15 protein-coding genes are annotated in these 21,988 nt (G+C 39.4%); 9 read left to right on the top strand and 6 right to left on the bottom strand.

The window, feature by feature from the left end; translation table 11 throughout:
* Positions 1-72: 72 nt before the first annotated feature.
* Entirely contained in the window at positions 73-834 is a 762-nt protein-coding gene (locus tag CLW00_RS02210) for a 3-keto-disaccharide hydrolase (protein WP_106132220.1), read from the bottom strand.
* A gap of 138 nt (positions 835-972) precedes the next feature.
* Between CLW00_RS02210 and CLW00_RS02205 the strand changes: the two genes are divergently transcribed.
* Entirely contained in the window at positions 973-1,875 is a 903-nt protein-coding gene (locus tag CLW00_RS02205; protein WP_106131997.1) for a DUF1684 domain-containing protein, read from the top strand.
* On the opposite strand, the gene CLW00_RS02200 is transcribed toward CLW00_RS02205, so the two are convergent.
* The 3 genes from CLW00_RS02200 to CLW00_RS02190 all read right to left on the bottom strand — a co-directional run bounded on the left by CLW00_RS02200 (position 1,872) and on the right by CLW00_RS02190 (position 6,962).
* Positions 1,872-2,912 (bottom strand): alpha/beta hydrolase, encoded by a 1,041-nt coding sequence (locus tag CLW00_RS02200; RefSeq protein ID WP_106131996.1) that lies wholly within the window; start codon positions 2,910-2,912, stop codon positions 1,872-1,874. The two genes, CLW00_RS02205 and CLW00_RS02200, sit on opposite strands and share 4 nt — an antisense overlap.
* Complete coding sequence (locus CLW00_RS02195) at positions 2,906-3,565, bottom strand: Crp/Fnr family transcriptional regulator (protein ID WP_106131995.1); 660 nt, start codon at positions 3,563-3,565, stop codon at positions 2,906-2,908. Before CLW00_RS02195 ends, CLW00_RS02200 begins: the two co-directional genes overlap by 7 nt.
* Before the next feature lie 154 nt (positions 3,566-3,719).
* Positions 3,720-6,962 (bottom strand): TonB-dependent receptor, encoded by a 3,243-nt coding sequence (locus CLW00_RS02190; RefSeq protein WP_106131994.1) that lies wholly within the window; start codon positions 6,960-6,962, stop codon positions 3,720-3,722.
* Between the two features lie 162 nt (positions 6,963-7,124).
* On the opposite strand from CLW00_RS02190, the gene CLW00_RS02185 reads away from it, so the two are divergent.
* The 5 genes from CLW00_RS02185 to CLW00_RS02165 all read left to right on the top strand — a co-directional run bounded on the left by CLW00_RS02185 (position 7,125) and on the right by CLW00_RS02165 (position 14,037).
* Positions 7,125-8,768: a M28 family metallopeptidase gene (locus tag CLW00_RS02185; RefSeq protein WP_106131993.1), complete on the top strand. Its 1,644-nt coding sequence runs from the start codon at positions 7,125-7,127 to the stop codon at positions 8,766-8,768.
* Between the two features lie 142 nt (positions 8,769-8,910).
* On the top strand, positions 8,911-9,591 hold the full coding sequence (locus tag CLW00_RS02180) for a TetR/AcrR family transcriptional regulator (protein ID WP_106131992.1): 681 nt from the start codon (positions 8,911-8,913) through the stop codon (positions 9,589-9,591).
* Complete coding sequence (locus tag CLW00_RS02175; protein ID WP_106131991.1) at positions 9,581-11,281, top strand: peptidase domain-containing ABC transporter; 1,701 nt, start codon at positions 9,581-9,583, stop codon at positions 11,279-11,281. The genes CLW00_RS02180 and CLW00_RS02175 overlap by 11 nt, the downstream gene beginning before the upstream one ends.
* A gap of 11 nt (positions 11,282-11,292) precedes the next feature.
* Positions 11,293-12,642, top strand: coding sequence for an HlyD family secretion protein (locus CLW00_RS02170; RefSeq protein ID WP_106131990.1), 1,350 nt, complete (start codon positions 11,293-11,295; stop codon positions 12,640-12,642).
* Between the two features lie 9 nt (positions 12,643-12,651).
* Positions 12,652-14,037: a TolC family protein gene (locus tag CLW00_RS02165; protein ID WP_106131989.1), complete on the top strand. Its 1,386-nt coding sequence runs from the start codon at positions 12,652-12,654 to the stop codon at positions 14,035-14,037.
* Between the two features lie 57 nt (positions 14,038-14,094).
* On the opposite strand, the gene CLW00_RS02160 is transcribed toward CLW00_RS02165, so the two are convergent.
* Positions 14,095-15,555, bottom strand: a complete 1,461-nt coding sequence (locus CLW00_RS02160) for a Gfo/Idh/MocA family protein (protein WP_106131988.1) — start codon at positions 15,553-15,555, stop codon at positions 14,095-14,097.
* A gap of 223 nt (positions 15,556-15,778) precedes the next feature.
* Here CLW00_RS02160 and CLW00_RS02155 point away from each other — a divergent pair, with 223 nt between their 5' ends.
* From CLW00_RS02155 to CLW00_RS02145, 3 genes are all read left to right on the top strand, one after another.
* The gene (locus CLW00_RS02155) at positions 15,779-17,380 is read left to right on the top strand and encodes a beta-N-acetylhexosaminidase (RefSeq protein ID WP_106131987.1); all 1,602 of its coding nucleotides are present in this window, start codon (positions 15,779-15,781) and stop codon (positions 17,378-17,380) included.
* A 218-nt stretch (positions 17,381-17,598) separates the two neighbouring features.
* Positions 17,599-18,951, top strand: a complete 1,353-nt coding sequence (locus tag CLW00_RS02150; RefSeq protein ID WP_106131986.1) for an alanine/glycine:cation symporter family protein — start codon at positions 17,599-17,601, stop codon at positions 18,949-18,951.
* Positions 18,952-18,955: 4 nt separating this feature from the next.
* Positions 18,956-20,050, top strand: coding sequence for a glycerate kinase (locus CLW00_RS02145; RefSeq protein WP_106131985.1), 1,095 nt, complete (start codon positions 18,956-18,958; stop codon positions 20,048-20,050).
* 11 nt (positions 20,051-20,061) lie between these two features.
* On the opposite strand, the gene CLW00_RS02140 is transcribed toward CLW00_RS02145, so the two are convergent.
* Positions 20,062-21,840, bottom strand: coding sequence for an acyl-CoA dehydrogenase family protein (locus CLW00_RS02140; protein ID WP_106131984.1), 1,779 nt, complete (start codon positions 21,838-21,840; stop codon positions 20,062-20,064).
* Between the last annotated feature and the right edge of the window lie 148 nt (positions 21,841-21,988).

Below are 21,988 nucleotides of genomic sequence, written 5' to 3'. Positions count from 1 at the left end.
GGGTTTTCCAAAATAAAAATGCTGAATTCTTTTGAAAACAGCATTTTTATTTTTTGAGACTGACTGAGAATATTAAAAATCTGTATTCTTGTCTGTCAATTCCTTTTCTTGGATCCAGATATTTCGGTAGAGGACATGATACCCCTCAGCCTGAAGTTTGATTCCTCCCGGACGATCTGTGATTCCTTTACCTCCATCATTGCCACCATCTATGCCTGAGTTAGGCCCTCCCCATACTTGCTGAATTTCTTTATCCTCATGGATTTTTTTTCCATTGAAATATATGGTTACTCTGGCTTTTTCCGTCAATTCTCCTCCTTCAAAGCGAGCAGCTCTGAAATTAATATCGTAAGCATTCCATTTTCCTGTACCATTGTAAGCCTCTTGGGAAGGTAGATGCTCATTGATAATAGCTGCCATGCCATGAATGCCATAATCTCCATCTAAAATCTGTATTTCATAGCGATTTTGAAGATATACACCAGAGTTGCCACCTTCTTCTTTTACCAAAAACTCAACATGTAACCTAAAATCTTCGAATTCTTTTTTGGTAACAATATCGGCTGCGCCATACTTTCCTCCGGCACCAGCAGGGTCATTGCTACTCATGGCAGTGCCAGGATCAATGGGATCGTCTACTATTTCCCATTTGATAGGAAGTTGGGCAGCCAACCTCGGGCCATCCCAGTATGTCCATTTTTCATCGAGCATCTCTCTACTGCCGTCAAAGAGTACTTCAGCACCCTGAGGTCTTTCTACACCTATTCCAACTTGTGCTATAGAATTAAGGGAAATGATTAAAAACAAAATTAAGGTGAGGGCTATATTTTTCATAGGTTCTTTGGGTTGATTGCTTAATTTAAGCAATTTCATGAATTTATTGTGTGATATATACATATTCAGGCAATTTAGCACCTAAAGTATTCAGGAGGTCTAAAAACTGTTTATATTCGGGTGCCCAATCGAATGACAATGAATAGAACATATTTACTCACTTTAGCCTTTTTAGGATTATTTGCCTGTGGTCAAGAGCAAGACATAGAATTGTCAGAAGAAGATCACTTGGAAGAGATTAATGAATGGCATCAAGGTCAAATGGATTTTTTGCGCTCTGATGAAGGGTGGCTCAATCTCATTGGCTTGCATTGGCTGGAAGAAGGAGTAAATACTTTCGGGTCAGATGGAGTTGATATCAAAATACATGAAGGACAATTTCCGAACGAAATCGGGACTTTCTTTTTGGAGAATAGTAGCGTTTACTTTTCTCCTTCAGTTGACGGTGTCCTTCTGGAAGGTGAGGAACTTAAAGAAAGAGCCTTGGTCTTTGATTTGATGGAGGGCATTGATGGACACATGAAATATAAGAGCCTCTATTGGAATATAATTAAAAGGGGGGATAGTTTTGGTATTCGTCTTCGAGACTTGAATGCCCAAGAAGTTCAAGAATTTGATGGGGTAGAGCGGTATCCTGTGGATATGAAATGGCGGGTTAAAGCTAATTTTGTTCCTTATGATCCTATAAAAGAGGTGATGATAACCAATGTTGTAGGGCAGGTTAGCCCTAATGCTTCAGCTGGATATGTTGAGTTTGAAATTGAAGGTAAAAAGTATCAGATTGACGCTTTAGCCAATCCAGATGATATAGAACTGTTTTTGATGTTTGCTGACAATACCAGCGGAGATGAAACCTATGGTGGAGGCAGGTATATGTATGTTGACAGGGATTTTTCAAATAATGAAATTATTCTGGATTTTAATAAAGCTTATAATCCTCCTTGTGTATACACCGCTTATGCCACTTGTCCTTTACCGCCAAGGCAGAATGTATTGGATTTGGCAATTACTGCGGGACAAAAGAATTACGGGAAACACTAGGCGGCTTCTTGAAGGCTTTCTTCTTCCAGATCAGCTTTCGTTTTAATTTTAGCTACATTTTCCAAGAAGTCAATCGTCGCATCCAATACACCTTCCCAGTCTTTGGATGTGATATCAGAAGCAATCACATGGTCTCCTGATTCAGGAAATGCTACTTTTCTTTTCATTGTTGGAGGAGTAGAAACAGATTCAAACATTTCCAGCATTTTCGGAACAGAAACGACAAAATCCTGTTCCTCATCATTCTTGTAATAGTACCCTAAAAACAAAGGCTGACTTATTTTTTCAAATGTATCTTCAGTCATTTTACTTCTCAAAAGTACAGCTAGACTTGCATAAGAATTTACATGGTATTGTTCTGACCAGTATTTGGCTTTGTCTCCTTCTCTTGGGGTGTTTAACATTCCATTTTTATACAAAAAGTTTTCAGCCAAGTATTTTGACCATGGATTGAAGAATTGATCTAAGGCATTGCCCCCTTCTCTTATGGCAGGGGAGTAAAGCACCAAAGCTTTCATGTCAGGTCTTTCAGAAGCAAGCATCAATGACAAAGCCCCACCCATGGAAGTGCCTACCACAATGACAGAATCTCCAAGGCTTTTTCCAATCATATAGGCTTCCCTTACTTCATCCGCGAGTTTCTGTGCTGTAAGGTGCTTGAATGCATCTTCTCTTTTAATCCCATGTTCTGGAAGACGTACTAAATAAACATTTGCACCGAAATGCTTCCCAAGTTCTCTATTTACAGGACTGCCCTCTCTTTCACTTGCTCCAAAACCATGAATGTATACTATGGAATAAGGTGTCTTACTTTTATGAATACTATCAGCCCAAATGATTTTGGCCTCATTTCCTGGCTTAAGCCCTTTGACTGTGTCATCTTTGGCCAATATATAAGTCTCCAATTCCCCCATTCTGGTAGGTACAGTTGGATAATCCCCACTAAGCGTCTGGATCGTTTCTCTTGGACCGAATGTATATCCTATCGCAGCAATCATTGCAATAGCCATGACAAAAATCAAGATCTTCTTTAGCATATTGGTTTGGCTTTGTATTCTGTATGGAGAGCAGTTTGAAATGTAGAATTATTTTCAAATATACCTTTTTCAAACCTTATTTCTTTGCGGTTGTAAAAAAGCAAACCTGATTTTTTAAGCTCATTTAAACAGGATGTGATATTTTGCCTACAGGTTTTCAACATACTGGCCAGTTCTTCATGTGTGAAAAAATTTGGCATTAAGTAATAATCAGTTGATTTTAATCCATAAATACGACAAAAATCCACCAAAAGATAAAAGAGTCTATCAATCAATGTGAGGTCATGGTTTTTTACTTTTTGTTGGTGAATCCTCCTCAGTCTATTGTTATAACATTTCATCAGTTTATTGTGAAGGATAACCGACTGATCTTGGCTCAAGTAACTCAATGGGACGCAATACATTTCTGAATATTTAAGTGTTTCGAGAAAAAATAAATCCTGACACTGGTAATTGTCTTTTGAAAGTAAAAATAGCTCTCCCTCAAAAATTAAATCAGTATTAACTTTAAGACCACTATCGTTGAATGCAAAAATTTTAGCAATTCCTTTCTTTACCAAAACCAGTTTAGAGGAAGATTCTGGAATTGGGTTTAATTGTATTATGTCTATTTTTTGACCAGCTGAAATGATTAATTCTATTAAGGCGTCCATGTTCTTTTACCTAATTAAAACGATGTTGAAATTAGTTTTAAAAATATTATTAGGTGTAAAGAGAATATTAAGGTTTTTGAATTCTCAATTAACATTAAAAAAACAAGAGCCGTTTTTTTACGGCTCTTGTCAGTTGTTGAAATAAGAAAAGAAATTAGAAAGTATATCTTGCTCCGATTTGTACTTGATAAGGAGGGTTTGCTCTTACTGTTTCTCCAAACGTTGGATTTACCCTGTAAGCATATTGTGGAGTACCTTGCTGTGTTGCGATAGGGTCAAGACCTAAGGTTTGAAGTAAAACCTGATTACCGCCCGGTACAGTAGGTGCACCACCCCATTCGCTATTGAGTAGATTTGTAAAATTGAAGACTTCAGCAATCAACTCCAAATTCCCTTTACCCATGCCATTGATGATACTGTTGTCGATATTGAAAGTAAACCTTACATCAACATTGTGCCAGAATGGGTTGTAGATCTCATTTCTTGGGGCTATTTCCCCCAGATTACCTATCAGGAGTTCTCTTGCAATATTATCAGGATTGGCCAAAACAGTTTCCATACCTTCCGCAATTATATTTTCAAATGGCGTGGCGTTAGGGTTACTTCTAATTGTTTCTGGATTAAAGATAAAGGCTCTTTTGTTGGCGTTGATAAGAAGGCCTGCGCCATCTCCTACGATGTCACCAAAAACCAAAGGAGTCCATGGCAGACCAGATTGTCCAACATAACGGGCCGAAATCCTCATGTTTTTAAATGCAGGAGAGGTTCCGAATAGTACAATCTTATGTCTAAAATCTGTATTTGCACCGCCTCTATTGGCCGCTAGATCCCTAGGATCATCTACAATAGCTGTCAAGACAGAAGTTCTTGCGATACAGCAATTGTAAGAGTTATTGTCTTCTGTTCGGTTTACGGTAAAAGTACCTGTGATGCTGCCACCTTTTCTAAATACATAGCCAGTTTCGAAAATTACGCCTCTTTGCCAGATATCAGAATCTCCATTAAGTTCTAAAACCCTTCCAAGATTAGGGTTTGCATTGACGACAGAAGGATTAATAGGGTAGACTACTACGCCTGGATTGTTAAGATTGACATTTGTGATCTGATCAGGACTTGCATATACACCACGGTTGTTTTCATTGGCTAACCTGAATGCAAAGTCTTCTCTTAAATTAAGATCTTGGTATCTGTAGTTGTTGATAGTTCTGGCGAAATAAGCATTTGCTCCTAGGTAAAATTCGTTGGTAATAAATCTTCTATAGGCAAGGTTTCCTTTCCAAGTATAAGGGGCCTCAAAGTTTTCTCCGATCAAGTTGATGTAAGGAGACCTTCCTGTTCCTCCGGCAGGTACACCTGGTACAGCAGCTGGGTCTGCAATAAATCTTGGAAAATCAGGGGAGGGGACATTTTCTCCTGTAAGAAGTAAATCTGTAAGAATAGTTCCTGATTGAAGAATGTTTGACAATTGGGCCCAATGAACAATGTTTGCTGAATAGCCACCTATTCCAAACTTTAAAACATTTCTTTGATCTTCATTGAAATCATATGTCAATTGAAACCTTGGTTGAATGTTGTTATAATCTCTAGCAACTACATCTGTCCTTCTTCCAAGTTCATTTTGTACCAATGGATTGAACTCTGGTGCAGTCAAAAAGACTGTAGCATCCCATCTTAACCCGAACAATGCACTGAGTTTATTTGTGAGGTTGGTTTCTGCTTGCACAAAAGCAGAAAGGTCCAGAGCTGTTTGTCTTAACTTAGGTGCATATCTTCCATCAGGATTGTTGGGAACCAGTCTTGAGTATTGGAAAGCAGTACCTTCTTCAAGTGCATCAAGACTTGCAAATTGAAATAGACCTCCTTGTTCGTTGGTATTTAAGGTATTTGTAAAAGTTACCATGTTGTCTGTCCCAAAAGTCCAGAAAATCTTTCCTGTCTGTAAATAGGTGGTGTTGATCAATTGCAGTTGTTGTTCACCTTGTTCCTCAGGGGCTATCCTATTCCCTCCAAATTGAAATTGTCTAAACAACCTGGTTCCGTCCTCTTGGAATGATTCTATGCCTACCAATCCTCTAGGTGCGAAAGACCTGGCTGGAAAATCTCTTTGGGCTCTTAGGTATTGTACTTTCAGTTCATTTGTAAGCTTTGACGAAAATGTCGACCTCAATGCCAACTGGCTATTGGCTCCAAAAATTTTGATATCACCTCTGGAATCAGCCAAGGCTGTTGCGTCACCACCGATTACAAATTCATTTTCACCCCAAAAGAAATTATTTCGGAAAGTCAATTTATGAATATCATTAATCTGCCAGTCCAATCTCGCAAAAACAGTTCTATTGGATGGTCTGACATTAAACAAACCTGTCTGTTGTCTATTAGGGTCTAAGCCATATCGTTGTTCTAAGATATTGATAAACCGGTCTAGGCTTTGTTGAGTAATTTGTTCCAGTCGCTCAGTTTGTGAATCCCTTACATCTATGATGGCAAAAGGCTCACTTCTATCTTCAAAATCCAAAGCTGTAAAAAAGTGAAGCTTGTCTTTGATGATTGGACCACCCAAAGAAAAACCATATTGGTTGGTGTTGAAATCATTGATAGGTCTTCCTATATAATCTTCACTTGCAGTAAGGGCCTGATTTCTGTTGAAGAAAAAGGCAGAACCTGACATTTCATTGGTTCCGGACTTGGTCACCACGTTGATGGCACCACCGCCCTGCCTACCTTCCATTACGCTATATTCATTGGTAGTTACTTCATATTCACGAATAGCTTCCATTGAGACGGTGTATTGAGAAATCAAGCCCCCATTCATCATGAATCTTTGGTTGCCTCCGTCCAAAGTAATAGCTGTCGAACTCACCCTTGTCCCACCAATAGCCAATGAACCTCCTGGCGAGGTGGTAGGTGCTAGGTTCGCCAAATCCTGAAAACTCCTGCCATTGGTAGGCATGAATTTGATTTCTGTCATTCCAAGTCTAGTCCCTGAACCAATTGGAGAAACTCTGTTTGGCGCATAATCATCTGCACTGATGACTATGGTTTCAAGTGTTCCGTCTCCGTCTCTTAGGTCAAAGTCGACCCTTACTTGATCACCCAAATTCAATTGATACCCCTTTTTCTCAAGACTTCCTTCCCCTACAAATGATGCCTTGACACTATAAGGTCCACCTAAGGGGATTTGATTGATCTGAAAGCGGCCTTCTAAGTTGGTGACTGCTCCGGTAGTGAAGCCAGTTGACTCGTTTCTGATCACAACGTTGGCTCCAGGCAGGGTTTCACCGTCTGCTGACCGTACCACTCCAAAAAGAGAAGCGGAAGCTGATTGGCCAAAGCTTTGGCTCATCATGAGCGAAGTCATAGCAACAAGCCAAATCGTTAATAGTAAAGTTTTTTTCATTTTGGTAGATAATTATGGTTTATGACCATAAATCTACCTTGGTACTGGATTCTTGAATTGTCGTCTGGCGACAATTGGTAATTCTTAACCTAAGCGTAATTTTCAGGAAATTTTGAGTTGATATTTCTTACTTTTGATACTACCACCTTAATTTATAATCAAATGATCAGATCACCATTCCTATTATTATTGGTCTTTGCCATCTCAGTAATGGCTTGCACTTCCAATGAGAAGAACAATTATGTAATCACAGCATCAGACCTAGAGCCCCATTTAATTACCCTTTCCTCAGATGAGTTTGAGGGTAGAATGCCATTTACAAAAGGAGAGGAGTTAACCATTCAGTATTTGGAAGGTCAGTTTAAGTCCTTAGGACTTGCTCCAGGTAATGGGGATAGTTTTTTCCAAGATGTTCCTATGGTTTCAATAACTACACGACCCTCTGCTGTGATGAATATCAGTTCAGAAAATGAAACTATGAGTTTGGAAGGGCTCAAAGATTATGTGCTGTGGACACAAAGGACAGAAGCTGAGCAATCTTTCGAAGATGTTGAAATTGTGTTTGCGGGATTTGGAATAGTAGCACCAGAATATGGCTGGAATGACTATAAAAACATTGATGTCAAAGATAAAATAGTGATGGTCTTGGTCAATGATCCCGGTTTTGGAACCGAGGATGAGGGCTTGTTCAAAGGCAATACCATGACTTATTATGGCCGTTGGACTTATAAGTTTGAGGAAGCTGCCAGACAAGGTGCACTAGGAACTTTGATCGTTCACAATACCATTCCGGCCGGCTATGGATTTAATGTGGTACAGAACAACTGGAATGCAGCAAAATTATATTTGGATAGCAGAGGAAAAGAAGTCTATCAGCCAGCTTTTGAAGGATGGGTGACTTTACCTGTGGCCAATAGATTGTTTGATATGGCTGGAGTCAATGAGCGTGAACTGTTAGCGAAAGCGAGGAGGCAGGATTTTGAAGCCATATCCCTAGGGCTAAAAGCAAGTACTTCCATGGAAGTGGAAGCAAGTTATGATGTTTCCAGAAATGTGGTGGCCATGATAGAGGGAAGTGAAAGACCTGATGAATACATCATTTACACTGCTCATTGGGATCATTTGGGTTATGGCACACCGGATGAATTTGGGGACAGTCTTTATAATGGAGCCCTTGACAACGCAAGTGGTACAGCTGCGCTGCTTGCATTAGCAAAGGCTTTTAAAGAAAGCGGGCAAACCGAAAGATCTGTCGTTTTCCTTTCTGTCACAGCCGAAGAACAGGGGCTTTGGGGATCAGCTTATTATGCAGAAAACCCCATTTTCCCAAAAGAAAAAACTGTAGCCAACATCAATATGGATGGAATCAATCCTTATGGGAAGATGAAAGACGTTTCCTTGATTGGTATAGGGCAATCTGAAATGGAGGATTTGTTAAATGAGGAATTGGTAAAATTGGGAAGGTATTCTGCACCTGAACCAAATCCATCCGCAGGGTATTATTTCAGATCTGATCACTTCAATTTTGCAAAAATAGGAATTCCGGCACTTTATATAGGAACTGGTATAGATCATGTAGAAAAAGGTAAGGAATATGGGAAAGAGTTGCAGGAAAATTATACCATGCAATACTATCATAAGCCAGCAGATGAATATGATCTTGAAAGGTGGAATTTGGATGGGGCTGTAGACGATGTCCAACTTTTGTTTAATGTTGGAAATCGTCTTTCCAACAGTGATTTTTGGCCTCAATGGAAAGATAATTCAGAATTTAAGAGTGTCAGAGATGCGTATATGAAAAAATAGAACCTTTGAACAATAAGAAAATCCAACCATGTAAGTGCTTGGATTTTTTTCTTGCTGTTTTAGTGAGTATTACAAACTTTTTGAATATTTGTATAAACTTTTGGTAAGTCACTGCCGTTATCGATTTGTTCTAAAAAATCAAATGGAAAGTATCCTACAAAAAATACGGGTAGATGTTAACCCCGATATTTATTTAAAAGATCCCTTCAGCTCTGATTTGGGAAAAGAGTTAATCTCTGTCAGCGTAGATTTATTAATAGATCTAGGCTTTGAGCATTTCACTTTCAAAAAGTTGGCTAGTCAAATCGGTTGTACTGAATCTGCCATTTATAGGTATTTTGACAACAAACATAAGCTATTGCTTTATCTCACCTCTTGGTATTGGGGTTATTTGGAGCAAAATCTTGTCTATGCTACTGCCAATCTTACTGATTCCTGTAAAAAGTTAAAAATTGCCATTAAAATTCTAGTGAAAGGGCCTATATTCACCCAAAACGATTTCATAGACCCCATTCAGCTTAGACGATTATTGACAGATGAAGCAACAAAGGCTATTATGACCAAAGAAGTCGATGAGGAATATAAAAAAGGCTTTTTCAACCACTACAACAAATTAGGAGAAAGAATTGCCAATCTAGTCCTTGAAGTCAATCCAAGGTTTGAATTTCCCAAAACACTGGTTTCTACAGTAATGGAATCAAGTCTTATGCAATCATATTATTCCAGACACTTACCAGCACTGACCGAACATCAGCCTGGAGACGATAGAAGGATAGATTTTTTCAACAACCTAGTCTTCAAAACTATAGAAAATGAAAATTGATTATACTATTACCCCTCTGAAGAGGTTTTTTAAACTTCTCAAAGAGGAAAAAAAGGAAGTATATGCGATTTACTTCTATTCTTTACTTAATGGTGCAGTTTCTTTGATTCTGCCTTTGGGTATTCAAGCAATTGTCAACTTCGTATTAGGTGGCCGGGTTACCACAGCATGGCTGATAATGGTCCTCGTAGTAGCAATAGGGATTACCTTTGGAGGATTCTTGCAGATCTCACAATTGTATCTAACGGAGAAACTTGAGCAGCGGATCTTTACCAAAACTGGCTTTAGTTTCGCTTACAGGCTTCCTAGGTTAAAGTTGGATGCGCTTCAGGAAAAACATACTCCTGAATTGGTAAATAGATTTTTTGATGCTGTCAACCTGCAAAAAGGTATGGCCAAAATCCTTATAGATTTCTCTTTTGCGACAGTTCAAATCTTCTTTGGAATGATACTGTTGGCGCTTTATAATGTGTTTTTTGTGATATTCAGTGTGATTCTTTTGGCATTGGTAGCAGTGATTTTCTACTACACAAGTCCCAAGGGAATGGAAACTAACCTCAAGGTATCTACACAAAAATATAAGACTGCTTACTGGCTGGAAGAAATCGGAAGAACCATGGCTACGTTTAAATTGGCAGGTAACTCCAACCTTCCCTTTAACACCATAGATAAGCTTTTGGAGTCCTATGTGGATTTCAGGAATAAGCATTTTGCCGTTTTAGTGCTGCAATACAAGGTGATGATTGTATTTAAGGCATTGATCGTGACCACGCTCTTGGTAGTTGGTAGTTTATTGTTGATAGACGATCAGATCAGTATAGGTCAATTTATTGCCGCAGAAGTAATCATCATTTTGATCGTTAGCTCAGTGGAAAAAGTGATTCTTTCATTGGAAACGGTATATGACACATTAGTGGCAACGGAGAAAATTGGTCAGATTATGGACCTTCCAATGGAAAGAATTTCGGGTACTGAAAAATCCTTGAATACTGATTACTATGGACTTCATTTTGACATAAGAAACCTGAGTTATAAAAACAACAAAGCTGATTTTGACATCATTGATAACCTTTCATTTGAGTTGAGTCCTGGTGACAAAGTGGTGTTGACAGGAAATAGTGGAAGCGGAAAAAGTACCTTGATGAATTTGATGGCGGGTTTGTACAGTGAATATCGAGGAAGGATTATTGTCAATGGACTGCCAATTGATACGATGAATCTAGATAAGTTGAGAAGCTTTATTGGGGATAGCCTTACCTACCAATCTATATTTTATGGGACGATTTATGAAAATATTACCCTTCAAAAAGAAGTGGATGACAAACATGTCCGCGAAATCATTGAACTGGTAGGTCTTAAAGAATATATCTTTAGGCTTCAAGATGATTGGGACACCCAATTACTACCAGAAGGTAAAAATCTAAGTAGGTTGATTATCAGTAAGATTATCCTTGCTAGATGTTTGGTAAATAAACCTAAGGCCTTGCTCCTTGAAAACATTATTTCACCTTTTGAAAAAGAAGATAAAGAAAGGATAATGGATTATATCCTAGAGAAAGATTGGACGGTAGTTTTGGTGAGTGAAGATGAAGATATCATCAGCAGGTTCCCAAGGGTAGTAGAACTTAACCAAGGGAAATTGAAATTTGACGGAGACGCGAAAGTTTATTTAGAAGGCAAAAAGAAATAGCCCAATTAGATATGATAGACATTTCACAAAATAAAATTGGGGAGAAAGTTACTTTTAAAAAGTATAAAAGTATGGGCATGTCCTATCCCCAGGATGAAGCTAAAAAAAGAATTCGGATTTTGGTCTGGCTGTTGGTAGGAGCTTTCTTGTTCTTATTTCTGCCTTGGACCCAGAATGTGCGCTCAGGTGGTTTTGTAACGGCATTAAGACCGGATCAAAGACCTCAGACAGTGCATTCAATCATCGCCGGTAGAATTGAAAACTGGTATGTGGCCGAAGGAGATTATGTACAACGTGGAGACACCGTATTGAGGATTTCAGAAATTAAAGACGATTACTTCGATCCACAACTTTTGGAAAGAACCAGGCTACAAGTGGACGCGAAAAATCTAGCAGCTTTGTCTTATTCTGAAAAGGTTAAATCTCTTGAAATACAAATCGATGCTTTGAAGCAAAACAATGTATTGAGGCGTGAGCAGGCTGAAAACCGGCTGAGAATGGCAGAGCTTCAGGTGACTTCTGATAGTATAAGGTTCGAACAAGCAAAAGTCAACTACAAAATCGGAGAGGACCAATTGGGGCGTGCAAGAAATCTTTATGAGGAAGGTCTAAGGTCATTGACAGATTTTGAGCAGAGAGAATTGAGATTTCAAGAAGTTCAAGCAAACTTGATTGCAGCTGAAAATGACCTTTTAAAAAGTCAAAATGCAAGAATTGCGGCATTCATAGAGTTGAATGCCATAGATAATGATTTCAGAGATAGAATGGCCAAATCATCTGCAGATATGTATGAGGCACTATCATCTAGGTATGATGCAGAAGCCACCGCAACAAAGCTGGAAAATCAATTTTCCAACTACGAAGTGCGGACAGGATTTAGGTACATTTTGGCACCGCAAGAGGGGTACATCACCCGAGCCATCCAGGTAGGTATTGGTGAAACAATTAAAGAAGGAGCGGAAATAATCAGCATTTTGCCTGCCAATGCCCAATTGGCAGTAGAGATGTATGTTTCACCTGTGGATTTTCCACTGATGAGGGTTGGTAATAGAGTTAGGTTTATCTTCGATGGTTGGCCTGCAATTGTATTTTCAGGATGGCCACAAATCACCAATGGTACCTTTGGAGGAGTTGTGCATGCTATTGACAATTTCTCAGGGGCAGACGGAAGGTATAGAATGCTGGTTGTAGAAGATCCAAATGATAAACCTTGGCCTGAAGCACTGAGAATAGGATCAGGAGCTGATGGAATAGCCTTACTCAATGACGTGCCGCTTTGGTATGAAATATGGCGACAGCTAAACGGGTTCCCACCTGATTATTATACTGCAAGGCAAAAAAGTGATAATCGTAAAAAGTAGTATTTAAACATGCGGCTGATTTTAGCAATAATAGCATTCGGATTTATTTTTAATACTCAAGCCCAGGATTTGTTGACCTATCAGGAATACATGTTATGGGTTAGGGATTATCATCCTGTTGCCAAACAGGCAGATGTCACTTTGAGGTTTGGAGACCAAGAGCTTCTGGCAGCGAGAGGTGGATTTGACCCTGTCGCTTTTATGGATGTCAATGCCAAGAGATTCAATGATACAGATTACTATGACCGTCGTACAGCCGGGGTAGTGGTTCCTACATGGGGTGGTGTTGAGCTGAAAGGTATTGGAGAGCAAAACCGGGGAGCATTTCTGAATCCAGAACAAAGAGTACCCGATAGCGGACTGCTCGCTTTAGGAGCCTCTGTCAATATAGGTCAAGGTCTATTTATTGATAGACGCCGAGCAGCTTTAAGACAAGCTCAAATTTACAGAGACGCAACTAGGGCTGAAAGGGATTTGATTCTCAATGACCTTTATCTTGACGCAGCTGATAGCTATTGGCAATGGGCCGCTGATTACAACAATTTGCAGGTAGTCAAGGAAGGACTAAGGCTTGCAGAAATGCGCTTTGATATGGTCAAAGAGAGCTTTATTCAAGGGGATTTCCCAGCTATTGATACGGTAGAAGCTTACACGCAAGTCATGGATAGGCAGTATCGATTCCAACAAGCTGAAATTAATTTCTTTGAATCCACTCAAATGGTGAATACTTTTCTCTGGGATGCAGATGAAGCGCCAGCGGAATTGTTGATTGGTGTTTTTCCTGAAGATGTTTTGGATCCTTTTGTCTATGATTACAATGTGGATGCATTGAGAGAGTATGTAGTCAGTCATCCAGAACTTCAATTGACAGATTTTGATATAGCTAATTTGGAAGTTGAAAGACGTTTCAGAGCAGAAATGCTTAAGCCGGTTCTGAAAGTAGACTATAATTTCCTTACCACATCAATAAACGACGTACCTATGAATTCATTTTTCGTAAATGATTATAAATGGGGACTCACAGTATCTACACCTCTATTTTTAAGAAGAGAAAGAGGAAATCTCGGTTTCACCAAGGCAAGACTAGACTTCAAAAATTATCAAAGGGATTTGAAATTTATTCAATTGAGAAATAAACTGGAAACCGAAATATTCAATTTTGAAACTGTCCAACAACAATTGGTCACATTTACAAACAACGTTACAGGGTTACAAAGACTCCTTGACGGAGAAATGACAAGATTCCAGATTGGAGAAAGTTCCTTGTTCCTGGTCAATGCCCGAGAAGTTAGTCTTTTTCAAGCACAGCAGACACTCAACCAACTGGCAGCAAAAAGGAAAACTGCCTACGCTAAAATGTTGAACGCTGCCGGTTTGGGATTTGACCCACAATAAATAAAACAAAAAACCCGTTGAATTTTAAATTCAACGGGTTTTTTGGGATTTTTAAATTTATAAACTGTACCCCTCAGGATATTCACGTCTGACAAATTGATTGGCAGGTTCAAAATTGGTTATTTTCATATTTGGACCATCCCAGACTAACTTAATTCCTCTTCCCGGATAGTCAAATCTATTAGGATTTCCATCTTGAGGGACTCTATAATCATAACTTCTGATAGCAAGATTACCCATCAATACCGATTCCGTCAAAGGACCTGCTACCGAAAACGGAGAGCTTAATTTCTTGTATTCCTCACTTCCATATCCCGCAATACATGCATCAACCCAGTTATTATAATGGCCTCTATCCCCTCCAGGTACCCTATATTCAGTTTCAGCTACATTGATGTCATTAGTTCTCGAAGTTGGCAAAAGCTTTGGATCTCTACCATAAGTACCACACATCATTTTTCCTTTGGTACCTTCAATGATCACACCATTTCCGCCATCACCCATGACCTCATTTGGGCCTAGTTCTTCTGGTCTTGCAGGCTGTATACCGCCATCCATCCAGTGGAATTGTAGGTCTTCCTTGCCTTCTCTTTTGAACCTCAAAGTAATATGAGAGGAAGGAGGACAGCTTTCTGGGAAGTAACCCCTTTGGAATTCACCAACATAGACTGAACCTACGCTGCATTCTGCAGACTCAGGGTAGCCAAGTCCCAAAACTCTAAAAGGAGGCTCCATGATATGACAAGCCATATCCCCAAGTGCTCCAGTTCCATAATCCCACCAGCCTCTCCAGTTGAAAGGCAATAAATTAGGAACAAAATCCCTGTAAGGGGCAGTACCCAACCAAAGCTTCCAATCCAAATCAGCTGGAGGTGTTGCAGTTGTTTCTGGCCAGGGAATTCCTTGAGGCCAAACAGGTCTGTCTGTCCAACAATACACTTTGGTGGCTTCTCCAATTAGTCCTGCATTGTACCACTCGACCATTTTTCTAACCCCATCACCTGAAGAACCCTGATTTCCCATCTGAGTCACTACTTTATATTTATCGGCTCCTTCCGTTAGAACTCTTGCTTCGTAAATATCATGTGTAAGTGGTTTTTGCACATAGACATGCTTCCCCATTTTCATGGCTGCCATGGCTTGAACTGCATGCATATGATCTGGTGAAGAAACCGTCACCGCGTCAATGTTGTCAGACTCCTTATCAAGCATTTCACGATAATCTCTGTAATATTTTGCCTTAGGATGCGCCTCAATACTCTGCTTGGCTCTTGTATCATCTACATCACAAAGGGCTACAAAATCAGCTTTACCACTTGCAAAGACGCCACGGACATCATTTCCACCCATTCCTCCGACACCGATACCAGCAACCCTTAACCGGTCAGAGGGGGCTATAAACCCAGGCCCTCCCAATACATGTCGGGGTACAAAATAAAACCCTGCCAAGGCTGTTGCAGATGCTTTAATGAAATTCCTCCTTGACCCTGGGATTTTTGTTAACTCTTCTTTTTTCATTATTTGAATGTTTTTTGGCTATTTTCAAGTGTTTTCAATTTTCTAATTTATTAAAAAATTCTTCTTGGACACATGTTTAGTATTCCTCTTTCTTAAAAATGGGCAATTATGAGGATAAGTGGAAAAAGAAAGCTCTTATGTTAACTTTTAAATGAATGGTAAATACTTTTGAAAAAAAATTGATTAAGTTTGGTTATCTATTTTACCCAAAACCTACCCTCATATGAAACTTAAAAATTTGATAGGTAAAACCTTTGTATTACTTATCTCAGGAGCCTTACTCTTTTCCTGCGATTCAGGAAAAAATGTCAAAATGAGTCAATCATCGATTATACCTATTCCTGTTTCTTTGACTGATGCACAGGGATCTTTTACAATAAATTCGGAAACGAAACTTTCCTTCCAACCTGAACTAGCCAATGAAGCTCAGCTTCTAATCCAAAGATTAAAGACCTTGACCAGTTTGGATTTAGAAATTGAAGAAGGAGCTATAGATAATGTCATAGATCTTTCACTAAACCCCAATGCCTCTTTGCCAGATGAAGGGTATATACTGGAAATAGGGAAGGAGAAAATCACTGTCACCGGAAAAACAGCCTCTGGAATTTTTTGGGGAACACAGACATTGTTGCAACTTATTCCGAATGTAGAAAGAACTGATTTTGGGCCGAATCCCCAGTTTAAAATTTCATCAGGTTCAGTTGAAGATTATCCTGAGTATGAATATAGAGGAATGATGATGGATGTGGCACGTCATTTTTTTCCTGTTGCTGAAATCAAGCATTTAATTGACCAGATCAGTCAATACAAAATCAATCACCTTCACTTACATCTTTCAGATGATCAGGGGTGGAGAATTGAGATCAAATCATGGCCTAAATTGACAGAAATAGGTGGAAGTACTCAAGTGGGTGGAGAATCTGGAGGCTATTACACACAAGAAGATTACAAAGAAATCGTCAGGTATGCTCAAGAGCGACATATTACCATTGTGCCCGAAATTGATATGCCGGGTCATACCAATTCAGCTTTGGCTGCATACGGAGAACTTAATCCCGGCATCAAGGTGCCTGAAAAAGGTGCTGTTGTCACTGAGCAAACGAGAATGGGAGTGGCAGGTCAACCAACGCCACTTTATACAGGTACTGAAGTAGGATTTAGCACCTTGGACACAGATAATCCTGTAACATATCAGTTCATAGAGGATGTCATAAGGGAAATCTCTGAGATTACGCCAGGTCCTTATTTCCACATAGGTGGTGATGAATCTCATGTGACTGAAATGGAGGATTACATTCCATTTATAGAAAGAGCGCAGGATTTGGTAACAAAGTATGGAAAGAGAACTTTGGGCTGGGATGAAGTGGCTCATGCACAGTTATTGCCAACTTCCGTGGCTCAATATTGGGCCAAATCGGAAAATGCTGTCATGGCTATAGAACAGGGAGCAAAAGTGCTCATTTCTCCTGCCACTAAAGTGTATTTGGATATGAAATATGACTCCACAACGCATATCGGCTTAAGTTGGGCGGCATATATCGAATTAGATGAAGCTTACAATTGGGACCCAACCACTTTAGACGAAAAAATCAAAAGAGAGCATGTAATAGGTGTTGAGGCGCCATTGTGGACAGAAACAGTCACCAACAGAAGTGAAATAGAGTACCTTACTTTCCCAAGATTAGCAGCAATTGCTGAAGTAGCTTGGTCACCAAAAGAGAAGAGAGATTGGGAAAGTTTTTCAAGGAGAGTAAAATTTCACGGTAAACGATGGGAGACTGAGGGGATCAATTTTTATAAGTCCCCAAAAGTTGATTGGGAATGACGAATTTATTGAACTTAAATACCTTAGAATTACAAAAGAATTATTGACTATTTAAGAAAAAGTGATCAGCCATTGGAGGATCACTTTTTTTGGTTGATGGATAAAATGATTATCCGCAATCATGCCACTGATCAATTAAACTATATATACATATTTCTAAGGCTTACTTGTCTTTTCAAAAAAATGCCATTAATATGGCCATTTAATCAAAATATTTAATGGGAGAATTTATAGTTGATTTCAGTAATTGGATTTGGGATACCCCAATGCTTATTTTGTTGATGGGAGGAGGATTTATCCTTTTTGTTTATTCTGGATTTATTCCTTTTCGTCGCCTCGGACATGCGATCTCACTGGTAAGTGGCAAATACGATGATCAGAAGCTACCTGGTCAAATCAGCTCAAGACAAGCCTTATCTGCTGCCATCGCGGCTACCGTAGGTTTGGGAAATATCAGTGGTGTTGCCATTGCAATCAATATGGGGGGACCAGGCGCTATTTTTTGGATGTGGATGTCAGCTTTTGTGGGTATGGCAACGAAGTACTTTTCCTGTAGTTTGGCCATTATGTACAGGGGAAAAGATGACTCTGGAGAAGTTCAGGGTGGTCCAATGTATGTGATAGAAGAAGGAATGGGGAAGAAATGGAAACCCCTTGCAATTTTGTTTTCAGTTGCAGGTGTTTTGGGACTTTTGGCGATTTTCCAGGCTAATCAGCTTACAGCTGTTTTAAGATCAGTTTTGTTGGTGCCTTATGGGCTTGATACAGGAGAGGGGACAAAGTGGATTCTAGGTATATCCATGATGTTGATTGTTGCGGTGGTGATATTGGGTGGAATCAAAAGAATAGCATTGGTTGCGTCGAGATTGGTTCCATTTATGGTTGCATTGTACTTTGTTACGGTCGTCATCATTATGTTCAAATACATAGGTGATGTACCGGATATGCTTTGGTTGATTGTGAAGGATGCCTTCACTGGAGAGGCTGCCATGGGCGGTGCAGTAGGTGCTGTAATAGTGATTGGAGCGCGTAGAGCGGCATTCTCGAATGAAGCAGGCATAGGTACAGCACCTATGGTTCATGGTGCTTCCAAAAACAATGAACCTGTAAGAGAAGGCTTGATTGCCATGTTAGGTCCATTTATAGACACAGTTGTAGTTTGTACCTTGACCGCATTGGTGATTTTACTTACCGGAGTTTGGGAATCAACCGAGAATGATGGTGTAAGGCTTACACTTTCAGCCTTTGAAATGGCACTGCCAGGACTTGGGAAATACCTCTTAATGTTGGCTGTTTTGGTTTTTGCGCTTTCGACTATGTTTACTTACTCTTATTATGGTCACAAGTGCTTCAATTATCTTTTTGGTTCCAAAAAAGCAGATTATTACAACTACTTTTATTTGGTGACAATAGTGGCTGGAGCTGTAGCCTCTTTGGAAGTAGTCGTAAGTTTTATTGATGGAATGTATGCTATTATGGCTATTCCGACAATGATTTCGACGATTTATCTTGCACCAAAAGTAAAAGCTGCGACCTTAGATTATTTTGAAAGGATGAAAGGTAAGTCCTAATACAATGAATATACTCATAGCCCCCAATGCATTTAAAGGTACTATAGAAGCGGAAGATGCCGCAGCGCTTATTGCCAAAACGCTGATAGAAAAATATCCTGTTGCGAATCTAAGTCTTTGCCCAATTGCTGATGGGGGAGATGGAACGTGTTATTTGTTGGGTAAAGCTATGGGCTTAAACCAAGTTAACAGATTCTGTCTCGACGCTTTGGGAAGGCCGGTCAGAGGTTACTTTTTTTTGAATAAAAATAAGGAAACCGCCTTTTTGGATGTTTCCACAGTTTCGGGAATCAAGCATCTCAAAACTTATGAAAAACAGCCATGGATTTCAACAACCTTTGGTACAGGTGAGTTAATAGCTTCTGCTATTGAAATGGGCGCTAAACATATTGTTCTTGGTTTGGGCGGGTCTGCAACTGTAGACTTAGGATTTGGGATTTTAGGGGCTTTGGGTTATGTGTTTTTAGACAAAAATGGACGACAAATACCTTTCTATTCAGATACTTTTCTGAAAGAAGTAGCCCATATACAAAAACCAATTCTAAAGTTTGATGTCAAATTCACTTGTCTGTGTGACGTCGACAATACTTTTTTTGGGGATAAAGGAGCAGTTCGAGTATTTGGTCCTCAAAAAGGGATAGAACAATCAGAACTTGAAGCCTTTGAAACAGCTACGCAAAAGCTCATTAACCTCTTTTCTGATAAGACAGGGAGGAAAATAGAAGATAGTCTTGGATTCGGGGCTGCGGGAGGTATTGCTTATGGTCTTTCGTTCTTTTTCCCTGTTGAAATAGAAATGGGGGCAAATTGGTTTTTTGGTCAAGTGGGAATGGAGGAAAAAGTGAAGTGGGCGGACTATATATTGACAGGAGAAGGGAAATTTGACAATCAGTCAAAAGGAGGGAAGGGAAGTTTTGAGCTGTTACAAATGGCAAAAAAATACAATAAAAAATGCATTTTGATCAGCTCTGGCGATGAAGCATTGAATGCAGGATTCGATGATGTTTTAATATTGCCTGACCTGAATTTTCAACAGAAGGATTTTGTGAATACAGCAAAGAATAATCTCATCCAGTTAGTGAAAAGCCTTAAATTATAAGAGACAATTTATCAGAACCACTCCTTTTTCATTTCTATAGTCACCTGATCATCGGAATTTAATCTTTTGGATAGGCCATCCACCTTGACAAGTTCGTACTCGAAAAAGTATCTCAAGCACATGATTTTACCCATGTAAAATCCCCTTGGATCCTTATTCTCATCCAAAGCTTTCTTGGCTACAATGCCCTGCTTGAGCCATTGCCATGATATTACTATAATTCCCATTATTTCCAGAAACAAAGTTGCATCAGCCAAATATGCTTCGGTATTTGTTGAGGATTTTTTGATAAGTAAGCCAAAAGTTTTTTGAACGACAGACAGGTAAAAGCCAAGCTGTTTTCCCTTTTCCAAAAGAGAAGGGATTGAATATGCTTCCTCTAAGGTTTTATTTATTTCACCTAACAATAATTTTAACGCTTTTCCTTCTTTTATGAGAACTTTTCTCCCGAGAAGATCCATGCCGTGAATACCTGTGGTGCCTTCATGAATGGGGTGAATCCTGGCTTCTCTATAATATTGCTCTACAGGAAAGTCAGTAGTATATCCTGCACCACCAAGTACCTGTACTGCAGCAGAGGTAGACAAACAGCCCATTTCGGAAGGATAAGTTTTAGCTATTGGAGTCAAAAGGTCCAATAGCAAGCTTAAGTCTTCTTTTTCTTGCTGATTTTTTACATGAATGAGATCGCTGAGTTTTGAGCAATAGAGGAGGAGAGACAATGCTCCTTCTGTTACTGACTTTTGAAAAAGAAGCATTCTCTTAACATCAGCATGTTCTATGATGGGCACTTGAGGCATAGAAGGGTCTTTATCCGTAAGTTTCCGACCTTGTGGACGTTCTTTTGCATAAGCCAGAGAAGCATAATAAGCAGCTGTACCGATAGCGCAAGCATTCATACCAACACCTACTCTTGCCTCATTCATCATTTGGAACATATATGTCAGCCCTTTATTCGGCTCTCCGACAAGATATCCTTCACAGGAATCATTTGTTCCCATCATCAGATGAGCAATGGGAGCTCCTTTGTAACCCATTTTATGGTAAATGCCTTGTGTGAGTACGTCATTGTCTTTACAGCTTGGGACACGTTTTTGTGGAACCACAAACAAAGAAATACCTTTTGTACCTAAGGGCGCACCTTCTATTCGGGCAAGCATCAAATGAATGATGTTTTCACATGCGTCATGATCACCACAAGAAATATATATCTTTTGTCCTTTTATTTTATAAATACCCTGATTATCAGTAGGAAATGCTGTTGTGCTTAAATCCGAAAGTGAACTCCCGGCATCCGGCTCGGTCAGGGCCATGGTACCTTGCCATTTGCCACTATACATATTTGGAGTGAATCTTTCAATTAACTCTCTACTTCCAAAATTTCGGATAAGATTTGCTGCGCCTGTAGTCAAAAATGGAAATACCGAAGCTGAATAGTTGGCCGCTTGGAAAATGAATCCTGCCGCTTGATGTACAACATTTGGTAGCTGTTGACCACCTTCCTCATATGAAAAAGTTGCATTGATCCATCCATCTTCACCAAACCGACGGATGATATCTTTCATGCCTATATGTACCTTAATTTTGCCATTTATGAGTTGTGGTTCATTCCGGTCCATTTCAATCAGCAGAGGATAAAGATGGTTTGTGGAAATTTTTTCTGCAGCATCCAATACAAATTCAAAGGTTTCCTTATTATGGTCCTTGAAATAGACGAATTGAGTTAATTCGACGATTTGGTGATTTTCAAAAAGCTGGAAATACAAGTCACGTTTGGAGAAAAAGGTCATTTTGGGTCAGGATTGAATCAGAAGAAAGATATCAAAGAGAAGTGGGAAAACAAAGGTTGATTTTGAATAAAATAGTAGTTATACCTGAATAGAATCGGTTAAGCTTTTCGGAGAAAAGGATATAGACAAATGCTTTCATAAGGAAAAA

The organism is Mongoliibacter ruber, assembly GCF_003003005.1.
Taxonomy (GTDB): domain Bacteria; phylum Bacteroidota; class Bacteroidia; order Cytophagales; family Cyclobacteriaceae; genus Mongoliibacter; species Mongoliibacter ruber.
Note: the sequence above shows the minus strand (reverse complement) of the source record. Positions and strands in the feature narration are given on the sequence as shown.

Excerpts from the sequence above, each read along its gene's own strand:
- CLW00_RS02210 (WP_106132220.1), bottom strand. The coding sequence starts at position 834 with ATGAAAAATATAGCCCTCACCTTAATTTTGTTTTTAATCATTTCCCTT.
- CLW00_RS02205 (WP_106131997.1), top strand. The coding sequence starts at position 973 with ATGAATAGAACATATTTACTCACTTTAGCCTTTTTAGGATTATTTGCC.
- CLW00_RS02200 (WP_106131996.1), bottom strand. The coding sequence starts at position 2,912 with ATGCTAAAGAAGATCTTGATTTTTGTCATGGCTATTGCAATGATTGCT.
- CLW00_RS02195 (WP_106131995.1), bottom strand. The coding sequence starts at position 3,565 with ATGGACGCCTTAATAGAATTAATCATTTCAGCTGGTCAAAAAATAGAC.
- CLW00_RS02190 (WP_106131994.1), bottom strand. The coding sequence starts at position 6,962 with ATGAAAAAAACTTTACTATTAACGATTTGGCTTGTTGCTATGACTTCG.
- CLW00_RS02185 (WP_106131993.1), top strand. The coding sequence starts at position 7,125 with ATGATCAGATCACCATTCCTATTATTATTGGTCTTTGCCATCTCAGTA.
- CLW00_RS02180 (WP_106131992.1), top strand. The coding sequence starts at position 8,911 with ATGGAAAGTATCCTACAAAAAATACGGGTAGATGTTAACCCCGATATT.
- CLW00_RS02175 (WP_106131991.1), top strand. The coding sequence starts at position 9,581 with ATGAAAATTGATTATACTATTACCCCTCTGAAGAGGTTTTTTAAACTT.
- CLW00_RS02170 (WP_106131990.1), top strand. The coding sequence starts at position 11,293 with ATGATAGACATTTCACAAAATAAAATTGGGGAGAAAGTTACTTTTAAA.
- CLW00_RS02165 (WP_106131989.1), top strand. The coding sequence starts at position 12,652 with ATGCGGCTGATTTTAGCAATAATAGCATTCGGATTTATTTTTAATACT.
- CLW00_RS02160 (WP_106131988.1), bottom strand. The coding sequence starts at position 15,555 with ATGAAAAAAGAAGAGTTAACAAAAATCCCAGGGTCAAGGAGGAATTTC.
- CLW00_RS02155 (WP_106131987.1), top strand. The coding sequence starts at position 15,779 with ATGAAACTTAAAAATTTGATAGGTAAAACCTTTGTATTACTTATCTCA.
- CLW00_RS02150 (WP_106131986.1), top strand. The coding sequence starts at position 17,599 with ATGGGAGAATTTATAGTTGATTTCAGTAATTGGATTTGGGATACCCCA.
- CLW00_RS02145 (WP_106131985.1), top strand. The coding sequence starts at position 18,956 with ATGAATATACTCATAGCCCCCAATGCATTTAAAGGTACTATAGAAGCG.
- CLW00_RS02140 (WP_106131984.1), bottom strand. The coding sequence starts at position 21,840 with ATGACCTTTTTCTCCAAACGTGACTTGTATTTCCAGCTTTTTGAAAAT.